The sequence below is a fragment of the Rubellimicrobium rubrum genome (assembly GCF_006152115.1).
GTDB lineage: Bacteria > Pseudomonadota > Alphaproteobacteria > Rhodobacterales > Rhodobacteraceae > Rubellimicrobium > Rubellimicrobium rubrum.
The window spans coordinates 25,698-44,188 of the sequence record NZ_VDFU01000012.1; the positions used below are offsets into that span (position 1 = coordinate 25,698).

Annotated in this window: 10 protein-coding genes; 7 read left to right on the forward strand and 3 right to left on the reverse strand. The window is 62.9% G+C overall.

Going from position 1 to position 18,491, the window contains the following annotated elements:
• The first annotated feature begins 80 nt into the window (after positions 1-80).
• From FHG66_RS11350 to brxL, 7 genes are all read left to right on the forward strand, one after another.
• Positions 81-803 (forward strand): endonuclease/exonuclease/phosphatase family protein, encoded by a 723-nt coding sequence (locus FHG66_RS11350; protein ID WP_139076869.1) that lies wholly within the window; start codon positions 81-83, stop codon positions 801-803.
• 653 nt (positions 804-1,456) lie between these two features.
• The gene (locus tag FHG66_RS11355; protein ID WP_246082568.1) at positions 1,457-2,047 is read left to right on the forward strand and encodes a DUF1819 family protein; all 591 of its coding nucleotides are present in this window, start codon (positions 1,457-1,459) and stop codon (positions 2,045-2,047) included.
• Positions 2,044-2,646: a DUF1788 domain-containing protein gene (locus FHG66_RS11360; protein ID WP_139076870.1), complete on the forward strand. Its 603-nt coding sequence runs from the start codon at positions 2,044-2,046 to the stop codon at positions 2,644-2,646. Before FHG66_RS11355 ends, FHG66_RS11360 begins: the two co-directional genes overlap by 4 nt.
• A 5-nt stretch (positions 2,647-2,651) precedes the next feature.
• The gene (gene brxC, locus FHG66_RS11365) at positions 2,652-6,179 is read left to right on the forward strand and encodes a BREX system P-loop protein BrxC (RefSeq protein ID WP_139076871.1); all 3,528 of its coding nucleotides are present in this window, start codon (positions 2,652-2,654) and stop codon (positions 6,177-6,179) included.
• A complete protein-coding gene (pglX, locus tag FHG66_RS11370) occupies positions 6,179-9,697 on the forward strand; it encodes a BREX-1 system adenine-specific DNA-methyltransferase PglX (protein WP_139076872.1) in 3,519 nt (1,172 codons plus the stop codon). The genes brxC and pglX overlap by 1 nt, the downstream gene beginning before the upstream one ends.
• Positions 9,690-12,191, forward strand: coding sequence for a BREX-1 system phosphatase PglZ type A (gene pglZ, locus FHG66_RS11375; RefSeq protein ID WP_139076873.1), 2,502 nt, complete (start codon positions 9,690-9,692; stop codon positions 12,189-12,191). The genes pglX and pglZ overlap by 8 nt, the downstream gene beginning before the upstream one ends.
• Positions 12,192-12,202: 11 nt before the next feature.
• Positions 12,203-14,293, forward strand: a complete 2,091-nt coding sequence (gene brxL, locus FHG66_RS11380) for a BREX system Lon protease-like protein BrxL (RefSeq protein ID WP_139076874.1) — start codon at positions 12,203-12,205, stop codon at positions 14,291-14,293.
• Between the two features lie 414 nt (positions 14,294-14,707).
• On the opposite strand, the gene FHG66_RS11385 is transcribed toward brxL, so the two are convergent.
• From FHG66_RS11385 to FHG66_RS11395, 3 genes are all read right to left on the reverse strand, one after another.
• Entirely contained in the window at positions 14,708-16,234 is a 1,527-nt protein-coding gene (locus FHG66_RS11385) for an OmpA/MotB family protein (protein ID WP_176556221.1), read from the reverse strand.
• 80 nt (positions 16,235-16,314) lie between these two features.
• On the reverse strand, positions 16,315-17,694 hold the full coding sequence (locus tag FHG66_RS11390; protein WP_139076876.1) for a coiled-coil domain-containing protein: 1,380 nt from the start codon (positions 17,692-17,694) through the stop codon (positions 16,315-16,317).
• Entirely contained in the window at positions 17,694-18,374 is a 681-nt protein-coding gene (locus tag FHG66_RS11395) for a hypothetical protein (RefSeq protein WP_139076877.1), read from the reverse strand. Before FHG66_RS11395 ends, FHG66_RS11390 begins: the two co-directional genes overlap by 1 nt.
• Between the last annotated feature and the right edge of the window lie 117 nt (positions 18,375-18,491).

Consider the following 18,491-nt stretch of genomic DNA (forward strand, 5'->3'; position numbering starts at 1 on the left):
CCTGACGGTATAGCCTGAGGGAGAGCCGAGCTTACGGATGGCGAATCTGTTGAACCGGCGCCAGCAAGGAACGATGGGCGATGATGCATATGACAGGCCCAAGCTCGATCAGGATCACCACCCTGAACCTGCGCCACGGCGGCTCAAGCCGAGTCCCGGCCATCGCGGACTGGCTGCTTGAGACCGAGAGCAACGTGATCGTCTGCACGGAGTTCCGGCAGGGAGCCTCCGGTGACCGACTGTCAGAGCGGTTGGCTCAGGCTGGCTACGTCCATCGCGTGGCGGCCAGCCAGGTGTCGGCTCTGAACACCGTGTGCATCTTTTCTCGCCACGCGGTTGAGGCCGTCCATGTGGATCTGCCGGCGAAGGAACAGCATCGCCTTGCCGCAATCCGCATTGGGCCTCTCACCGTGGCCGGCGTGTACTTCTCGCAGCTCAAAGCCAAGCTGCCGTTGTTCGAGTATCTGCTGGCGCGCCCCAAAGAACTCCTCGGCCCCGCCGTCCTAACCGGCGACTTCAACACCGGGCTGCATCACCTGGACGAGGACGGGGCCACCTTCTACTGCGCGAACGAGTTCCGCCGGCTGTCGCAGACCGGGTGGGTGGATGCGTGGCGCTTGATCAACGGGGACGCGCGGGACTTCTCGTGGCAGTCCAACGCCGGGAACGGCTTCCGCATTGACCATGCGTTCGTGACCTCTGATCTGGCCCACCGCATTACCAGGGCCGTCTATGACCACAGCCCGCGTAGCGGTCTGACCGACCATGCAGCGTTGTCAGTTGATCTGTCGCATTTGGTCTAGGACGCGGGCCAGCGAGTGAGCATGCTCCAAGCGACACCATGCACAAAGCTCCTTGGAGCTGCCGGCTCTTGGACTCGTCCGCTACACGGCTTGGGGGCACGTCGTGAGCCAGTCTGTCTGGGCAGCGTGCGGTGATGTGCGGAAGCCCCTCTGAATGCGAATGGTTGTGGGCATGTTCCTCGTTGCCCTGGCACGCCGACGGCAGCCCTAGCCTCGAGTGATACCGCTAGCACAACCGACCTTGCGCCCGGCGCCGCCAGACGCAAGCTCTGCAATGAACGAGCCGGATGCCTTAGTACCGGCTGAGAGGTGTATAAGGTGACTGGCTTGACTGACGTCTGCATCCATGCTCGCCGCGCTCAAACCTCTTGCCTAGAGGCATCAAGGTTCGCAGGGCCAGAGCTACTCTCTTTTCTGCCGCCTCCAGTGGCCAGCATCCTCCGTACAGCCGCTCGATCACTGCGCCGAGTCTCACTCAGGCCCGGAACCGAGACCAGAACAACAGGTCGGTGCTTACGCAGCGTCTTTCCACAGAACAAGAACGACCGGGGCAACCCTCAACCTTACCGTCAGGCTGGCGCTCCTACCCACTGGGGCAGTGTCTCAACTTGGCCCCACTTCTGCCCATGATTGCCCGCGTTGCCTCTTACAAGATGTCGTTCAGCACCGGCGGTCTGTTCGTGAATGAAAGCGTTGAACTGGCGGGGCTCCACATCACGGGTGAGAACTGGAGCCGAACCATCTTGAGAGCTTTGGAGCATGGTGCCACGAGTCTTCCTAAGGCGGCCTCCAACAGGCGCACCCTTCGTGAGATCGGGAACCGGGTGTCGACATTGACCGACACTGAGCGGGAGTTCCTGGTCTGGGGGGCTGATCGCCCGGAGCGGGAAGCCCTACTCTGGCTCGCAACCTGCCGAGCTTATCGGTTCATCCGCGAATTCGCCATTGAGGTCATCCAGGATCGTTTCCTCTCGTACAGGCTGGAGCTGCCCCTTGAGGCCTTCGACCAGTTCTTCGAGGCCAAAGCCGAGTGGGACGAAGGCCTCGCCGGCCTGAGCGTGACGACTCGCGTCAAGCTTCGGCAGGTCCTGTTCCGGATCATGCGCGAGGCCGGGATCCTGGACACCAGCGACCATATCCGCCCCGCCCTGCTCAGCCCCCGGCTCACCCAACTCATCGTCGCTCGCCGCCCCGAGGACCTGCTCTGCTTCCCCGGCCAGCGTTTGGAGACGGCTCTTTCATGACGGCTACCTTTACGGCGAAGGACCGCTTCGCGCACCTGCTGCGGGTGATCTCGAGCGAGCGCTTCCTCACCAAGAAGGGCTTGGGCAACGAGGTTCCCTTCTTCATCTGCCCCTATGATCCGGCCGAGGCCTTCGACATGAGCCGGGACCTCCGCTCCCTCGTCAGGCAACTCGGCCAGTCGGGAGTGCGGGTCCTCGATGTCGACCTCTACGATCTCTCGCTGTCCCTGCTGGAGGAGCGCGGCATTCTCGACGAAGTGCTGGCCGTTGAGGCTGACTACTCCAAAGCCGAGATCAAGGAGCTCCTGCAAGGGGTTCTCGATCCTGCCGCCCATCTGGTTCCGAAGATCGGCGAGCTAATCGCCTCGACCCCACACGACGTGATCTTCCTGTCCGGCGTGGGCGAGGTCTACCCCTTCATCCGGTCGCACAACGTGCTGAACAATCTCCAGAGCACGGCCAAGGACCGGCCCACGGTGATGTTCTTCCCGGGCCGCTACACCCATGCGCTGGCCACCGGCGCCTCGCTCGACCTCTTCGGGCTTCTTCACGACGACAAGTATTACCGCGCTTTCAACATTCTGAACTACGAGGTTTGACGAGTATGGCATTCGTGATGCGGGACATCTTCCTCAAGGCCGTGGATCGTCCGATCGACGGGGTGATCAAGGCCGACGACGCGGCAAGCCTGCGCACCGAGCTCGAGGAGTACGTGATCACCCAAGAGATCGCGCAGCGGCTCGAGCAGTTCCTGGAGGCCTATAACAACTACAGCACCGCCAACGGCGTCTGGATCTCAGGCTTCTTCGGCTCGGGCAAGTCGCACCTCCTGAAGATGCTGGCCTACGTGCTCGAGAACCACGACATCAACGGAGTGCCAGCCTACGAGCTCTTCAAGGACAAGAAGGAGCTCGACGAGAACCCGATGCTTGCGGGCGCCCTGCGCAAGGCGATCTCGATCCCGTCCAAGAGCATCCTCTTCAACATCGACCAGAAGGCCGACGTCATCTCCAAGACCGAGGTGGACGCCCTGCTGTCGGTGTTCCAGAAGGTGTTCGACGAGATGTGCGGCTACTACGGCAAGCAGCCCCATATCGCCCAGTTTGAGCGTGACCTGGATGAGCGGGGCGTCCTTGAGGCGTTCAGAACCGCTTACGCCAGCGTGGCTGGCAAGCCCTGGGAGCGCGGACGCGAACAGGCCCTCCTCGAGAGAGGCAACATCGCCAAAGCCTATGCCCAAGCTTCTGGGACGGCTGAGGCCGACGCGTCCGACATCCTCGGCCACTACCGCAAGGACCACCGTGTCTCGATCGAGGACTTCGCCACCACGGTGAAGCGGTGGATCGACCGGCAGGGGCCTAAGTTCCGGCTCAACTTCTTCGTGGACGAGGTCGGCCAGTACATCGCCGACAACACCAAGCTCATGACCAACCTCCAGACCATCGCGGAAAGCCTCAACACGCGGTGCAAGGGACAGGCCTGGGTGCTGGTCACCGCCCAGCAAGACATGTCCAAGATCATCGGGGACACAACAGGCCAGCAGCAGAACGACTTCTCCAAGATCCAGGCGCGCTTCGCCACACGCATGCCGCTCAACAGCGCCGATGTGGCAGAGGTCATCCAGCGCCGGCTGCTCGCCAAGACTGAGGAAGGTTCGGCCGTCCTCTCGAACTTGCATTCCCGGGAGGAACACAACCTCAAGACGCTCTTCAGCTTCGCGGATGGCTCGATCCGGCTGAAGAACTTCGAGGGCCAGGACCACTTCGTCCGCAGCTACCCCTTCCCGCCGTATCAGTACACGCTGTTCCAGATGGCGATCAGATCGCTCTCCGAGCACAACGCCTTTGAGGGCAAGCACAGCTCGGTGGGCGAGCGGTCTATGTTGGGCGTGTTCCAGGAGGTGGCCAAGCGCCTGGCTGACATACCGGTCGGGGACATTGCCACCTTCGATCTGATGTTCGAGGGGATCCGGTCGGCGCTGAAGTCCTCCGTCCAGCAGTCCATCCATATCGCCGAGCGCAACCTCGGTGACCCCTTCGCCGTGCGCGTCCTCAAGGCTCTGTTCCTTGTGAAGTACGTCAAGGAGTTCAAGCCCACGGTCCGCAATATCGGCATCCTGCTCCTGTCGGAGTTCAATGCCGATCAGATCGCGCAACGCCGGAAGATTGAGGAGGCACTAGGTCTCCTCGAGCGCAGCAGCCTCATCCAGCGCAATGGCGAGGTCTACGAGTTCCTCACCAACGAGGAAGTGGACGTCCAGAACGAGATCAAGGCTCTCGACGTCGACCCCTCCGAGATCACCAAGGAGCTCGAGACGCTCGTCTTTGAGGAGACCATCCGCCACAAGCGGATCCGATATACCGCGACGGGGAATGACTATCCCTTCAGCCGCAAGCTCGACGACCGGCTTCTCGGGCGGGAGTGGGAGCTCGCGGTCAATGTCATCAGCCCCTTTGATGAGGCTGCGGCCGCACCGGAAGGGGTGCGTATGCAGACCATGAGCCGTGACGAGCTCGCGGTGGTCCTGCCCCAAGATGCGCTCTTCACCAAGGACCTGATCCTTTACAAGCAGACCGACAAGTTCGTGCGCCAAGCGCGGGCCGGCAGCCCTCAACCCGGTCGGGACCGCATCGTGGCCGAGAAAGGTGAGCAGAACGCCCGCCGGCGCGCGGACCTCAAGGCGCGGCTCCACAAGCTGATGGCAGAGGCGCGCCTGTTTGTGCGGGGCGAGGACGTGGAGCTCGCGGGTGAGGACCCGCAGGAGCGCGTGGTGCGCGCCTTCCAGACGCTCGTCGATAAGGTCTATGTCAATTTGCCCATGCTCCGGGGCATTGGATACTCTGAGGCCGACATCTCTCGTGCGCTCAGCCCCTCAGCGGGGCTGTTCGGGCCGGAGGGCAGCGGGGTAACGGAAGCTGAGCAGGAGGTGTTGAACCACGCCCAGGCCCAGGCGCGCATTGGTGTGCGGGTGACGGCAAAGGCCCTGCTCGAGAGGTTCGAGGCCAAGCCCTACGGGTGGCCACCAGTGGCGGTGCTCTGCGTGACAGCCGGCCTCCTGGGCCGGGGCAAGCTCAAGGCCCGCTCGGACAGCACGGTGATGGAGGGGGAGGCGCTCGCTCGGGCGCTGAAGAACTCTAACATGCTGGGCAACATCCTTCTCGCGCCGCAAGTCGAGTTCACGGCTTCGCAGATCCGCAAAGCCAAGGATCTCTTTCGCGAGGTCTTCGATGGGCCTCCCGAGGGCGGCGATGCGCGCGCGATTGGGGCGGAGTTCGCCGCGGCTTTCGAGAAGCTGCGGCAGGAGATCAATGCGCTCCGTGCGCAGCGGGCGACCTTCCCGTTCCTCGCCGCGCTCGACCCTGTGGCGGAGACCGTGGAGGCGGTCGCGGGCAAGCCAGCCGCCTGGTACCTGACCGACCTGCCCCAGCACGAAGATCGGCTCCTCGACGCCAAGGAGCAGGTGCTCGATCCAGTCCGATCCTTCATGGCCGGATCCCAACGCGGGATCTACGAAGAGGTCAGCCGCTTCCTCAGAGACCAGGCCTCCAACTTCGCCTACGTGGGCACCACGGAGGCCGAGGCGATGCGCCGCGTAGTCGAGGACCTCGCCTCCTTCCGGGGCAATGCGATCCAGGGTCTCAAGGCGAAGCACTTCGACCTGAAGTCTTCCATTGACCTGAAGCTCATCGAAGAGCGCAAGGTCGTGGAGGCCGCGCTGGCGGACAGTAGGGCCAAGCTCGAAGCTCTTCCGGAGTTCGAGCGCTTGAGCGAGGCACAACGCGCCAACCTCATCGCTCGGATCGACACGGCGGGAGCGGACCTCGGTCGCGTGAGCCTGATCGCCGAGTTGCGCGAGCGGGCCAGCTCCGTCCGGCAGCGGCTCTTTCCCGAACTCCTCGCCGAAGTTGAGCGGCTCAGCCGTCCGGTGGAACCACCGAGACCTCCGTCGGGCCCGGGGGAGCCACCTGCCCCGCCCCCGCCCCCGCCCCCCACCTTCGTTCACTGGAACACGATCCAGGTCGCGTCTCCCAAAGCCTACCTCGCGGAAGAGGCGGACCTTGAGGTCTGGCTCGACGCGCTACGCAGGACCCTCCTGGCTGAGATCCAGCAGGGCAAGAGGATCATTGTCTGATGGATACCGGCAAGCTGAAGCGGGTCGCCCAAGAGGCCCGCACCCTTCTCATTGCCCAGGTCACGAGCAAACTCGGCCTGGTGCTGGCCGAGGGCTCGGCGGCCCGGCGCGAGGTGCCCGAGGCTGTGCGGGAGCTCGAGCGCGAGATCGCCCGCACCTCGCGCTCCGAGGTGATTGAGAAGGTCGCCTACACCTGGTTCAACCGCTTCACCGCGCTCCGCTTCATGGACGCGAACGGCTACACCAACCTGCGTATCGTCACCCCAGCCGAAGGGCAGATGACGCCCGAGATCCTGTCGGACGCCAAGGCAGGCCACTTCGACGACCTCGTCCCTGAGCCCACGCGGACCGCTGTGCAGGCGCTGCTCGACGGCCGCACCCCCTCTCGGGATGCGCAAGGCGAGGCTTACCGGCTCCTCCTTGTGGCCGCCTGCAACCACTGGCACGGCCCCATGCCGTTCCTGTTCGAGAAGATTGCCGACTACACCGAGCTCCTCATGCCCGAGGACCTCCTGTCGGAGTCCGGCATCCTCGCCCGCCTGCGCACGGCTATGACGGAGGCCGACTGCCAGGACGTCGAGGTGATCGGCTGGCTGTATCAGTTCTACATCTCGGAGAAGAAGGACCAGGTCTTCGCGGCGATGAAGAAGAACGTGAAGATCACGGCCGAGAACATCCCGGCTGCCACGCAACTCTTCACGCCGCACTGGATCGTCCGCTACCTGGTGGAGAACTCGCTCGGGCGGCTCTGGCTGCTGAACCATCCCCAGTCACGGCTCGCGGAGCGCATGGACTACTACATCGCGCCCGAGGAGCCCGAGACGGACTTCCTGCGTGTGGAACGGCCCGAGGAGATCCGGATCTGCGACCCGGCCTGCGGGTCGGGGCACATGCTAACCTATGCCTTCGACCTCCTTTACGCGATCTACGAGGAGGAAGGGCACGAGCCTTCCGAGATCCCGGGCCTGATCCTCACGCACAACCTCTTCGGCATCGAGATCGACGACCGTGCCGGGGCGCTGGCGGCCTTCGCGCTCGCCATGAAGGCGGCCCAAAAGCTCGGGCGGCGGCGGTTCCTGCGCATGAGCGCGCGCCCGCAGATCTGCGTCCTGGTGGACGTGGGCTTCACCGAGGCGGAGCTGCGCGACTACATGGCCGCGGTCGGTCGCGACCTCTTCACCGCAGATCTGCGCGAGACACTGGGGCAGTTCAGTCAGGCCAAGAACTTCGGCTCGCTGATCGTGCCAAAGCTGAAGGACCCAGCCGAGATCGCGCAGGTGATCGCGAGCAAGGACCTCGGCAGCAATCTGTTCCTGCGGGACGTGCACAAGCGCGTACAAGCCGTGCTACGCATGGCTGAATTCCTGTCGACCAGGTACCACGTGGTGGTCGCGAACCCACCGTATATGGGCGCGCGCGGGATGAGTGAGAGGCTCGCTAACTGGCTCAAGGTTAGCTACGCCGACGCGAAGTCCGATCTGTTTTCAGCCTTTATCCTCCGCTGTGGCGAAATCGTAATGCCAAAGGGACATTATGGCCTCATGTCGCCGAATGTCTGGTTGTACATTTCGTCGTTCGAAAAACTTAGAGCCCTTCTGCTCGCAGAAAAGCGAGTTACCAACTTAGTTGAGCTTCCATTGTCTGGCTTTAAGGGCGCAACAGTTCAGATCTGCGCTTTCAACCTGGTTAACAGATCCGTCGGCAGTGATAAAGGCACCTATATTCGCCTCGTTGACTTTAAGGGCGGCGATGAAGAAATGTCCGAGTTCACACGTGAGGCCGTCAAGGGGAGAAACTGCCGCTGGCTTCACAGAGCATCCTCGAGCGATTTCATAAGCATTCCTGGCGTCCCGCTAGCATATTGGGTGTCCGACAATCAAAGAAAAGCATTCACGAAGTTCCCCTACCTAGGTAGTTGGGCACCAGTTAAGCAGGGCCTTGCCACCGCGAACAATGAGAAATTTGTCCGACGTTGGCACGAAGTCTCAACTGCAAGGACGGGGCTTGATTATCAAGACACAGCCCAGACGAAAGGCGGCACTCACAGGTGGTTCCCTTACAACAAGGGCGGCGATTATCGAAGGTGGTATGGTAATGCCGAAAATGTTGTTAACTGGGAGTCAGACGGTCGCGATATCAGAAACTTTTGCGATGACACCGGATACATCCGGTCTCGCGCGCAAAACACAGAATACTACTTCAAAAAGGGAGTTACGTGGACCTTCATAAGTTCATCTAACTTTGGCGTGCGGATGTCGCCCAATGGGTATGTATTCGACGTCGCTGGAAGTTCGGCATTTCCAAGCAAAGCTTCCCCAGAGAAGCTCACGGCTTTTTTGGCTAGCAAGGTTGCTTGGGGCTTCCTGAAAATGCTGAACCCCACCATGAACTTCCAGGTAGGAAATATCGCCTCGCTACCGGTTGATCCTGGGTTGTTAGCCAATATTCCTGAGGCCATATCCACAAACCTGATCACGCATTCTAAGTCCGACTGGGATGCCTTTGAGACCTCTTGGGACTTTACGGCGCTCCCGCTCGTGGCCCCTGAGCACCGGGCCGAGACTCTGGAGGAGACTTGGGCCAACCTCCGCACCCATTGGCGCAGCATGACGGAGGAGATGCAGGGGCTCGAGGAGGAGAACAACCGCATCTTTATTGACGCCTATGGCCTTCAGGACGAGCTCACCCCTGAGGTGCCGCTCGAGGAGATCACGCTCACCTGCAACCCGTCCTTCCGCTACGGAGCCAAGGTGGCGGAGGCGGAGCGCGAGGCGCGGCTCCTCGAGGACACTGTGCAGGAGTTCCTGCACTACGCCGTGGGCTGCATGTTCGGTCGCTACAGCCTCGACGCGCCGGGCCTGATCCTCGCCAACCAAGGCGAGCGTCTCGAGGACTACTTGGCCCGCGTGCCGCAGCCTTCGTTCATGCCGGACCGTGACAACGTCATCCCGGTGCTCGAGGGCGACTGGTTCGCCGACGACATCACCGAGCGTTTCCGCAAGTTCCTGCGCGTGACCTTTGGCGAGGCGCGGTTCCAGGAGAACCTCGCCTTCATCGAGGCCGCGCTCGGCAAGGACGTCCGGCGCTGGTTCACCCGCGACCTCTTCGACTACCACGTGCGCCGCTACAAGAAGCGCCCGATCTACTGGATGGTCTCAAGCCCTAAGGGCAGCTTCAACGCGCTCATCTACATGCACCGATACCGGCCCGAGACGGCGTCGATCCTGCTCAACGACTACCTGCGCGAGCTCATCACCAAGCTCCAGGCCGAGCGCGGCCGGCTCGATAAACTCGCCGACGATCCTGGGGCCAGCCAGTCGCAGCGGACCAAGGCACTCAAGGAGGTGGGCCTGCTTGCCAAGCAGATCGACGAACTCACCGCTTGGGAGCGCGACGTGGTCTTCCCGCTCGCGCAGGCGCGGCTCGAGATCGACCTCGATGACGGGGTGAAAGCCAACTACCCAAAGTTCGGCGCTGCACTGAAGCCCATCAAGGGGCTGGAGGTCGTCGATGAGTGACCGCATTGCCGCCTCGCTGGGGCGGCTCTTTGAGGCGAACCGTATCGTCGTCTGGACTGACCCCGCGCGCGAGATGCGCGACACCTTCGACGCGCTGGACCTCACGGGCGTGACGAAGCTCCGCATCGCGAACAACGAGTTCGGCCTCAAGCGGCGCATCCTGCGGGAGGCGCCTAGCACGCGCTTCCTCCTCTACCGCGAAGGCCCGCAGCCCCCTATGGCCGAGAACTGGCTTCTGGACATCGAGCTCGCCTCTGCCGCCTTCCGCGCCGACCAGGCGGCGATCTGGCTCGCCGAGCTCGGGCTTGAGCCCGCCTTCGCGCCGGTGGTGACCGACCACGCCGAGTTCTTCGGCGCCCGGAGCCGGGTGGATGCGCTCAATCGCATCCGTCAGCCCACTGACTCGCCCGGCCAGATGCGGATGCGCATGCTGGCCGTCTGCGTCGGCACTCAAGGCGCGCTCGACACCGTCCTCGAGACGCTCCTGTCCGATCTGGCCACGGGCCGGGATGACGGCCTGCGCCTGATTGACCGCTGCGGCTTGACCGCATTCCTGTGGAAGCAGGTCGGTGCGCAGTACGGCTACCGGACCGACACGCCCGACCTCGAGGACTTCGCGATCAGCCTCTTCAAGTCCAGCTACGCCCGGGGCTTAGGCGAGGACGCGGCCCTCAACGCCGAGGCGCTCCTGCTCCTGCGTCGTTGGAAGAACGACCGCACCGGGGCGGAGGGCTTTGCCAAGCTGTCAGAGCGCTATGCCGAAGCGCTTGGGATCGCGGCAGATGTTGCACGTCGGGACTTCCGCGACCTCATGGAGCTCGACTTCTTTGAGGCCATCGACCGCGAGATCATTCGCAAGCTCGTCAAGGGGATGAGCGCCAAGACCCTGAGCCCGGCTGAGGTGGTGCGCTGGACACGCGAGCGGCGGCAGAGCCACTGGTTCGACCGCTACGCCGACCTCTACCAGGCGCTGACCCATGCCGCCGAGCTGCAACGCTCGCTGGCTGAGGCCACACTCGGCATGACGAGCCTCGCCGAGGGCTTCCGGCGGTACTCCTCGTCGTGGTTCCGCATCGATCAGCACTACCGCAAGTTCATCCACCATATGCAGAAGAGCGCCCAGCCTTCCCTGCTGGGGGAGCTCTTCACGCAAGTGGAGAACCTCTACGTCAACACCTACCTCCTGCCCCTCAACGACGCGTGGCAGGACCAAGTGAACCGGGCCGGCACATGGGCCATCCCGGGCGTCGACCGGCAGATGGACTTCTACCGCGACCAGGCGGCCGCCTACCGCCGCAAGGACCAGAAGGTCTGCGTGATCATCTCGGACGCCTTGCGCTTTGAGGTTGCCGACGAGTGCCTGTCGCGGATCCGGGCGCTCGACCGTTTTGAGGCGGAGCTGAAGCCCATGCTGGGCGTGCTGCCCAGCTATACCCAGCTCGGTATGGCGGCGCTCCTGCCCCACCAGGCGCTGCGCATCGCGGAAGATGATAGCGCCGTGGTCGTCGACGGAGATCAGAGCACCCAAGGCCGGGATAATCGTGAGAAGCTGCTGGCCACTGGTCGATCGGGCGACCGGGTCGTGACCTTTAAGGCCGAAGAGCTGATGGCTCTGCGCAGCGACGAAGCAAAAGAAGTCTTCCGCACACATGACGTCATCTACGTCTACCACAACCTGATCGACGTCATCGGCGATAAGCTCGCCACCGAAGAAGGCCTCCCCAAGGCCGTTGAGGACACGCTTGAGACGTTGGTGCAGCTGGTCAGGAAGCTGACCTCGGCCAATGCCTCCAACATCCTCATCACGGCAGACCACGGCTTCCTCTACCAACACCGCGAACTGCCCGAGAGCGACTTCTCCATTGCCGAGGTACAGAGCGGCACGGTGCTGGTCCGCAACCGTCGGTTCGTCGTGGGTCGGGATCTCGCCGAGACAGCCGGCATGCGGAAGTTCACGTCAGCGCAGCTCGACCTCGCAGGCGACCTCGATGTCCTCATCCCGAACTCGATCAACCGCCTTCGCGTCAGGGGAGCGGGAAGCCGCTACGTCCATGGCGGCGCCACTCTTCAGGAGGTCGTCGTTCCGGTCCTGCGGGTAGGCAAGGGACGCGAAAGCGACTTGCGCAAGGTCGAGGTGCAGATCATCGCCTCAGGTAGCAAGTTGATCACCTCGGGCCAGATCGCGGTCACCTTCTATCAGTCCGAGCCCGTCTCCGACAAAGTGCAGCCGCGCGAGCTGCGCGCCGGGATCTACTCGGCTACAGGCGAGCTCATCTCCGACATCCACGAGCTGACCTTCGACGTCGCCTCCGAGAACCCGCGGGAGCGGGAGCTGAGCCGTAAGTTCCTGCTGTCGCGCGAGGCCGAACGCTTCAACAACCAGGGCGTTCACCTGCGCCTGGAGGAGCAGGTGGGCAAGTCCAGCCACTACCAGGAGAATGCCAAGCAGCTCTTCCAGCTGCGCCGCGGCATCGCCACCGACTTCGACTTCTGAAGGACAGGCCCATGACGGACCTCAACGCCAAGATCAACGCACACTTTGCCGGCTATGTTGTCCGCAAGGACCTGGTGAAGACGGTGAAGGGCAACGCGATCGTCCCCACCTATGTGCTCGAGTATCTGCTGGGCCAGTACTGCGCGACCGATGATGAGGCCTCGATCGGCACCGGGATCGAGACGGTGAAGGAGATCCTGCGCAAGCACTACGTGCATCGCAACGAGTCGATGCTCATCCAGTCCACCATCCGAGAGAAGGGTCGCCACAAGGTCATCGACCGGATCAGCGTGGCCCTCAACGACAAGACCGACGCCTACGAGGCCACCTTCGAGAACCTCGGGATCAAGCGTGTGGCCGTCGACAGCGGCACGGTGAACGCCAACCCCAAGCTCCTCGTGAGTGGCGTCTGGTGCATCGCCGACGTGCAGTACGAGTTCACGGAGGACAGCCGCGTCTCGCCCTGGAACCTCGAGACGCTGAAGCCCATCCAGATCGCGCGCGTGGACCTGGACAGCTACATCGAGGCCCGGCGGGAGTTCACGACCGAGGAGTGGATCGATCTGCTGATGCAGAGCATCGGCTGGGACCCCGCGGCCTTCGGGCGGCGCAGCAAGCTTCTCCAGCTCATGCGCCTCATCCCCTTCGTTGAGCGCAACTACAACATTATCGAACTGGGGCCGAAGGGCACCGGCAAGTCGCACGTCTACTCCGAGTTCTCCCCGCACGGTCAGCTCATCTCGGGGGGCGAGGTCTCCATCCCCAAGCTCTTCGTCAACAATTCGAACGGGCGCATTGGCTTGGTGGGCTTCTGGGATGTGGTGGCCTTTGACGAGTTCGCTGGGCGCGAGAAGCAGGCCAACAAGGCCCTCGTCGACATCATGAAGAACTACATGGCCAACAAGACCTTCTCACGAGGGATCTCGACCATGGGCGCGGAGGCGAGCTTCGCGTTTGTGGGCAACACCGCCCACAACGTGCCTTACATGCTCAAGAACAGCGACCTCTTCGAGGAGCTGCCGACCCAGTTCTACGACTCGGCCTTCATCGACCGCCTGCACGCCTACCTCCCCGGCTGGGAGGTGGACGTCATCCGGGGCGAGATGTTCACCAAGGGCTTCGGCTTCATCGTGGACTATCTGGCCGAGATCCTGCGGCACCTGCGGACGGACGACTACTCCAACCGTCACCATGGGCTCTTCACACTCAGCGCCAAGATCTCCACCCGGGACCGCGACGCGATCAACAAGACCATGTCCGGCATGCTCAAGATCATCTTCCCGGACGGGGGCGAGACGGAAGCCGAGCTCGAGGAGCTGCTGCGGCTCGCGATGGAAAGCCGCAAGCGAGTCAAGGACCAGCTTCTGCGCCTGGACGCGACCTATCCGGAGGTAGACTTCCACTTCACCAGTCGAGACGGCCGTAAGGTGTCGGTGACGACGCTCGAGGAAGACGAGTACCCGCAGTTCTATCGCACCCGGGCCGCGAATGATGCGGGGCAACCCCATCCGACTGCCAGCGCCAACTCAGCGCGGCTGTCAGAACCTGCCTCACCCGCTGCGCCCAACCCGAGCCCGTCCGAGCAGCAGGGACGGCCAGATAGCTCCGGGCCCAAGACGGGTCACCTGGTGTTTGGCGAGAACCGGAAGGGCATCAGCTTCCAGAAACTCTTTGGGCCATACCTGAATGGCGCCAAGCGGATCGTAGTCACCGATCCCTATATCCGGCTGTACTATCAGGTTCGTAACATGATGGAACTCGTAGAGCTGATCATCCGCACGAAAGCACCGGAGGACCAGGTCACGGTTGAGCTTATCACCTGCCCGGACGAAGGCGCCATCGGCAAGCAGCGGGAAAACCTCGACGCTATTGCCTTAGCCTGCGACGGCACAGGCGTGACCTTCAGCTGGGCTTACGACGGCACCGGCCGAGCCCATGCCCGCCATATCATCACAGACACCGGCTGGAAGATCTCCCTCGACCGCGGGCTCGACATCTTCCAATCGTATCCGATGAACGACGCCTTCAACCTTGCGAACCGCCTGCAGGAGCATCGCGCGGTCAAGCAGTTCGAGATCACGTATCTGCGGCAGGACGCCTAATGTGGTCTAGATCCTGCAAGACGGACCATGAACGACAAGGCACCTGCAGGGTCCGTACCGGAGCCCAACTGCTCTTTTTTTCTTCCAGTGGCTAACGAGCTTCAGCGATGGGTCGGCATGATTACCATCTGGACGGAGAACGCTTGGCAGTCCTAGGAGGAGTTCTCGTGCTATAGTGGAAAGCTGGAATCGGAGTTGGCGAAACGGCTGCGTAGGCTGCAGGGCTGTGTCATTACCCGGAGCACGAACGGGTCAGCGACAACCCTGAGCTTTGCGGGCGTCGAGGTGAGAGGCCTGTTGAGCGAGGCCACTATCATCCTATCCTGTCCAACCTGTGAATGTATCGATACAGCTTAAGAGAGGCCTCCGTGGGAGAGGTTACCACAGGTGTCGCGCGAGGTACAAACATTTGGCTCAGCGTGCGCCCGTGGCTGAGGGAGCTATGCTCAGGCCGGCAGCCGCATCCTCCGCAACTTCACGCAGAAGCTGGCGATCATCCAGTCCGATGCTGAACACCACACGTCGCGACCGCGCTGGATCTTCCGCGCCGTCTTGTAGGACCGGATGGGCGCTCGAATATCCGACGGCTGCCAGGTGGGTGTGGGCCCATTCACGGATCCCATTATCGCGCACGATCCGCAGGCAAGTATCGAGAACCGCCTGCGACCTCGCCTGCGAGAGAGCCAAGTTCTTTAGATAGGCCTCGTCGGGCGAGGTCTCGTTCCGCCACTCTCGAGAGGCATGGCCCTCGATCTGAGCGAACGCCACCGGCGCATTTGCCCTCATAAGAACGTCCAGCCAAGGCTCACAGGCGCTGCCCAGGAACTCCCGCATGCGTGGCGTGATCTGCGCGCTGCCTTGTTCGAACAAAACGGAGTCGGGAAGCACAATCGACCCATCAGCCTCGATGGTACCGCCGATGTTTGATACGGTCGTGCCTAGCTCCTCGCGCAGATCGCCTACAAGAGACCGCGCCCGCTCCTCGGCGTCCGCGATGCGTTGGCCGATGCCGGCCAGCCGCCGCTCAAGGACTTCCTCGCCAGAGGTTTGCCGCACCTCCTCTAGGAGCCGTTCGACTCCTTGTACGCCCTCGTTTGTGAGAAGACGCGCAAGATCTGCCTGAGCCTCGTCGGGGATACTGGCAGCAGCGTCGAGGAGTTGGCGTTCGCTCTCCGCCTCAAGCAGGCGCCAGTTGTCCCGCGTTGCCGGGGTGGTCTCAGGCTCACGAAAATCAGCGCCTTCCGCTACGAGTTGCTCCACGGCCGTGATTTGGTCCAGATCAGCGAGCCTGACAGCCGCACCGATTTCCTCGTCGGACAATTTGTCCAGGGCTGTGGCCTGGGCACGTTCTGTAAGGCGGATTACTCGCTCGAGTAGATTAGGATCCTGAATCTCCACTAGATCGGCAAGGTCGCGTTGGAGATCTTCAGGCAGCTGGTCCGACGATTTCAGGATGCGTTGGAGCTCATCCTGATCAATCAGCCGCCACATCTCCGCGGCCTCCGGCGCCTGGAGATCGGCGCCCGACGAAACCAAGGCGTCTGCCCCTTGCACCTGACCTGCGGCTATTAGGCGTTGGGCGGCCGCAAGATCCTGGGGCGGAGGTGTGCTGGCAAGAAGGCTTTGGATCTGCTCCTGTGCCTTGGAAGGAAGATTAAGAAGCTGATCCACCGTGGCGCGCAGGCCCTCGTCCTCGATGAGCCGCCAAGCTTCCTGGGTCTCGGGAAGCGTCTCCGGCGACCGGAAGTCGGATCCGCCCGCCACAAGCGCATCGATGAATGGAAGCTGTCCGCTCTCCTGCAGTCGCGCCGCGGCCGCAAGCTCCTCGGGCGTCATCGCCTCAACCGGTCGGTACACCTCGCGCTGCTCGTCGCCCTGCACTTTCCAGAGCGACAGAAGGAGCAGGAGTGCGAAGGTGACCAGAATGATTGCCTCAGCCATGGTCATGCCCATGACGGCGCCACGGCGATATTGGCTCGTGACCATCTGAGGTGTTTCGACCCGGGACGCTGGAGACGACATCAGCTAGCCCTCCGCTCACGTAGCAGCCATGACCACCGCGACGAACGACCTCTCTGCGCCGGTAGATCAGACGGGACGTCGGTGAAGATGGCAGGGCTCGGGACTGGCTCTGGAAGGGGTGTTTCTTCCAGCGCGGTGATGCGCCGGGCGGTCGCCTCCTCGACCCGCACCGCCGCGCCGTACAGGGCGTCGACGGCCATGCCGATCGCGGCCTCCATGGCTTGGGATTGCTCGACCAAGGCTTGGGAGGCGCCCCGCGCCACTGACTGCTGTGCGGCCAAGGCTTGGCTCATCTCCTCCGCCTGCCGCGACATGGCGTCCGACTGCCCCACCATCGCCTCAGTGCGCTGAATGAGCGCACGGCGATGATCCTCGTTAGCGTCGGACAACGCAGCGGTTTCTCGGAGCATGAGATCGATCGATTCTTGGAAGGCCCTGCGCTGCGCGGCTGCAAGATTGCCTAGGTCCCGGGTCTCGCTGGCGATGGCGCCTGCGGCCTGATCCGACAGAGTGCGTTGGCTGTCGATCGATGCGGCCCAGCGTCCGAGGGCAGCTTCGACGGCGCTTTGGGCAGCGTCGAGGCGGGCCAAGCTGCCTTCCTGGGCCTGGGCTAGCTGCCCCATGGCGTCGGAGACTTGGCCCGCTGCCTCCTGGATACGGTCGCTCGCTTGCTGAGCCTCGGCCGAGATCCGGCTCACGATCTCATCGGTCAGGCGAGCCGCCAGGGCCTGCATCGTGGACTCGAAGGCTTGCGCCTGCTTGATGAGGAGCTCTCCCACTTGGCTTGCATGGCGGTCCGTGATCTCGTCGAGCTTGGCGTTGCGCTCGGCTACATGCTGGACCGTTTCGATCGAAATGTCCTTGATGCGGCGGCTCGCTTGGGTCACCGCCAAGTGGAACTCGCGCGCGCCTTGCGACAGGTCACGACGCGCCTCCATGTCGCGAGCCACGATGTCAGGGCGCAACTGCATGAGAAGGACGCGAAGGAAGACCCCGGTAATGGTGGAGGTGAGCGCGACCCCGAACCCGCTGATTACCGCCGGAATGAGGTCCGTGGCCCGGGCACTGGCACCACCCGAGGCACTCAAATCCCGGATCAAATACAAGGTAACGCCCAAGCTCGTTAGGGTGAACAGGAAGCCCAAATAATAACAGTTGTCGCCGACAATATCTGGCTCTAGCGCCGTCGAGCGCAGCCCCACGCAGGCCAGCACATAGGTGAGCAGCACCAGCACCGGGAAGAAGGCGATGAGCAGTACGGGCGCGTCTGTAAGCTTGAAGAAGACCGTGCCAGCCGTGCCCGCGGCGAAGGCGAGGCCCAGTGCCACGCGGTCGAGAAACTCGCGCGGACGCACACCGTGCAATTGAACAAACGCCATCACAAGTCTCCCAAAGGGACGATGTCGAAGGGCGCCTTTGCCCCTTGCTGATCGAGGTACTGAGCCCAGAACGGATCCACGAGTGCTTGGGCCTCCGCCGAGGCGTTGGGGCGCGGGACGCGGACGAGCCGGATTTCGGCCCCGTTCAGGGTGTGCGACAGCCGTGCCGCGCCGCCTGACGCCTCAAAAGCTTCCCATCCCTCGCCGCGGTAGAAGGACAAAAGATCGCTGTGCTGGAGAAGATCTGAGACGAGCACCACGCGAAGGGGCTGGCCGTCTTCTAGGGCGTGAGGGGTCTCCGCCAAGAGCACCTGCAAGGCTTCCATGATGGGGGACTGATCCTGCTCTTCGGCAGCCATCATGGCGTCGATCGCCTCCCCGAGCGGGCGCTCGAACTGCGACTCGAAGCGCTCCTGAATGAGGCTCGCATTCTCAGTGAGCGGATTGGCATCGGACCCTTCCGCAGGCTTACACGTGGCGAAGTGGGCGCCCCAATCAGAGGGGTCGTCGCTGACTACGCCTATTGAAATCATCGTGGCTAACGGTGCGCTGGCTACATCCTGCGCCAGAACGGTCCTGAGGCGGGCCGCTTGCGCCGGCCCCAGGGGGTCAGTCAGATCCAGAAGGATCGCAGTGACCGATACCGGGCCGGTTTCCGGGCACAAGGTGGCCTCGTCCAAGACGGGGCGTCCGGAGACCATCCTGTAGCCATAGAAACCCGCTGCGAGGGCTCCGCCAGCCAAGGCGACCAGGGCAGCTCCCGCAAGCCAGCTGACAAGGCTGCTCGAGCCTTGGGA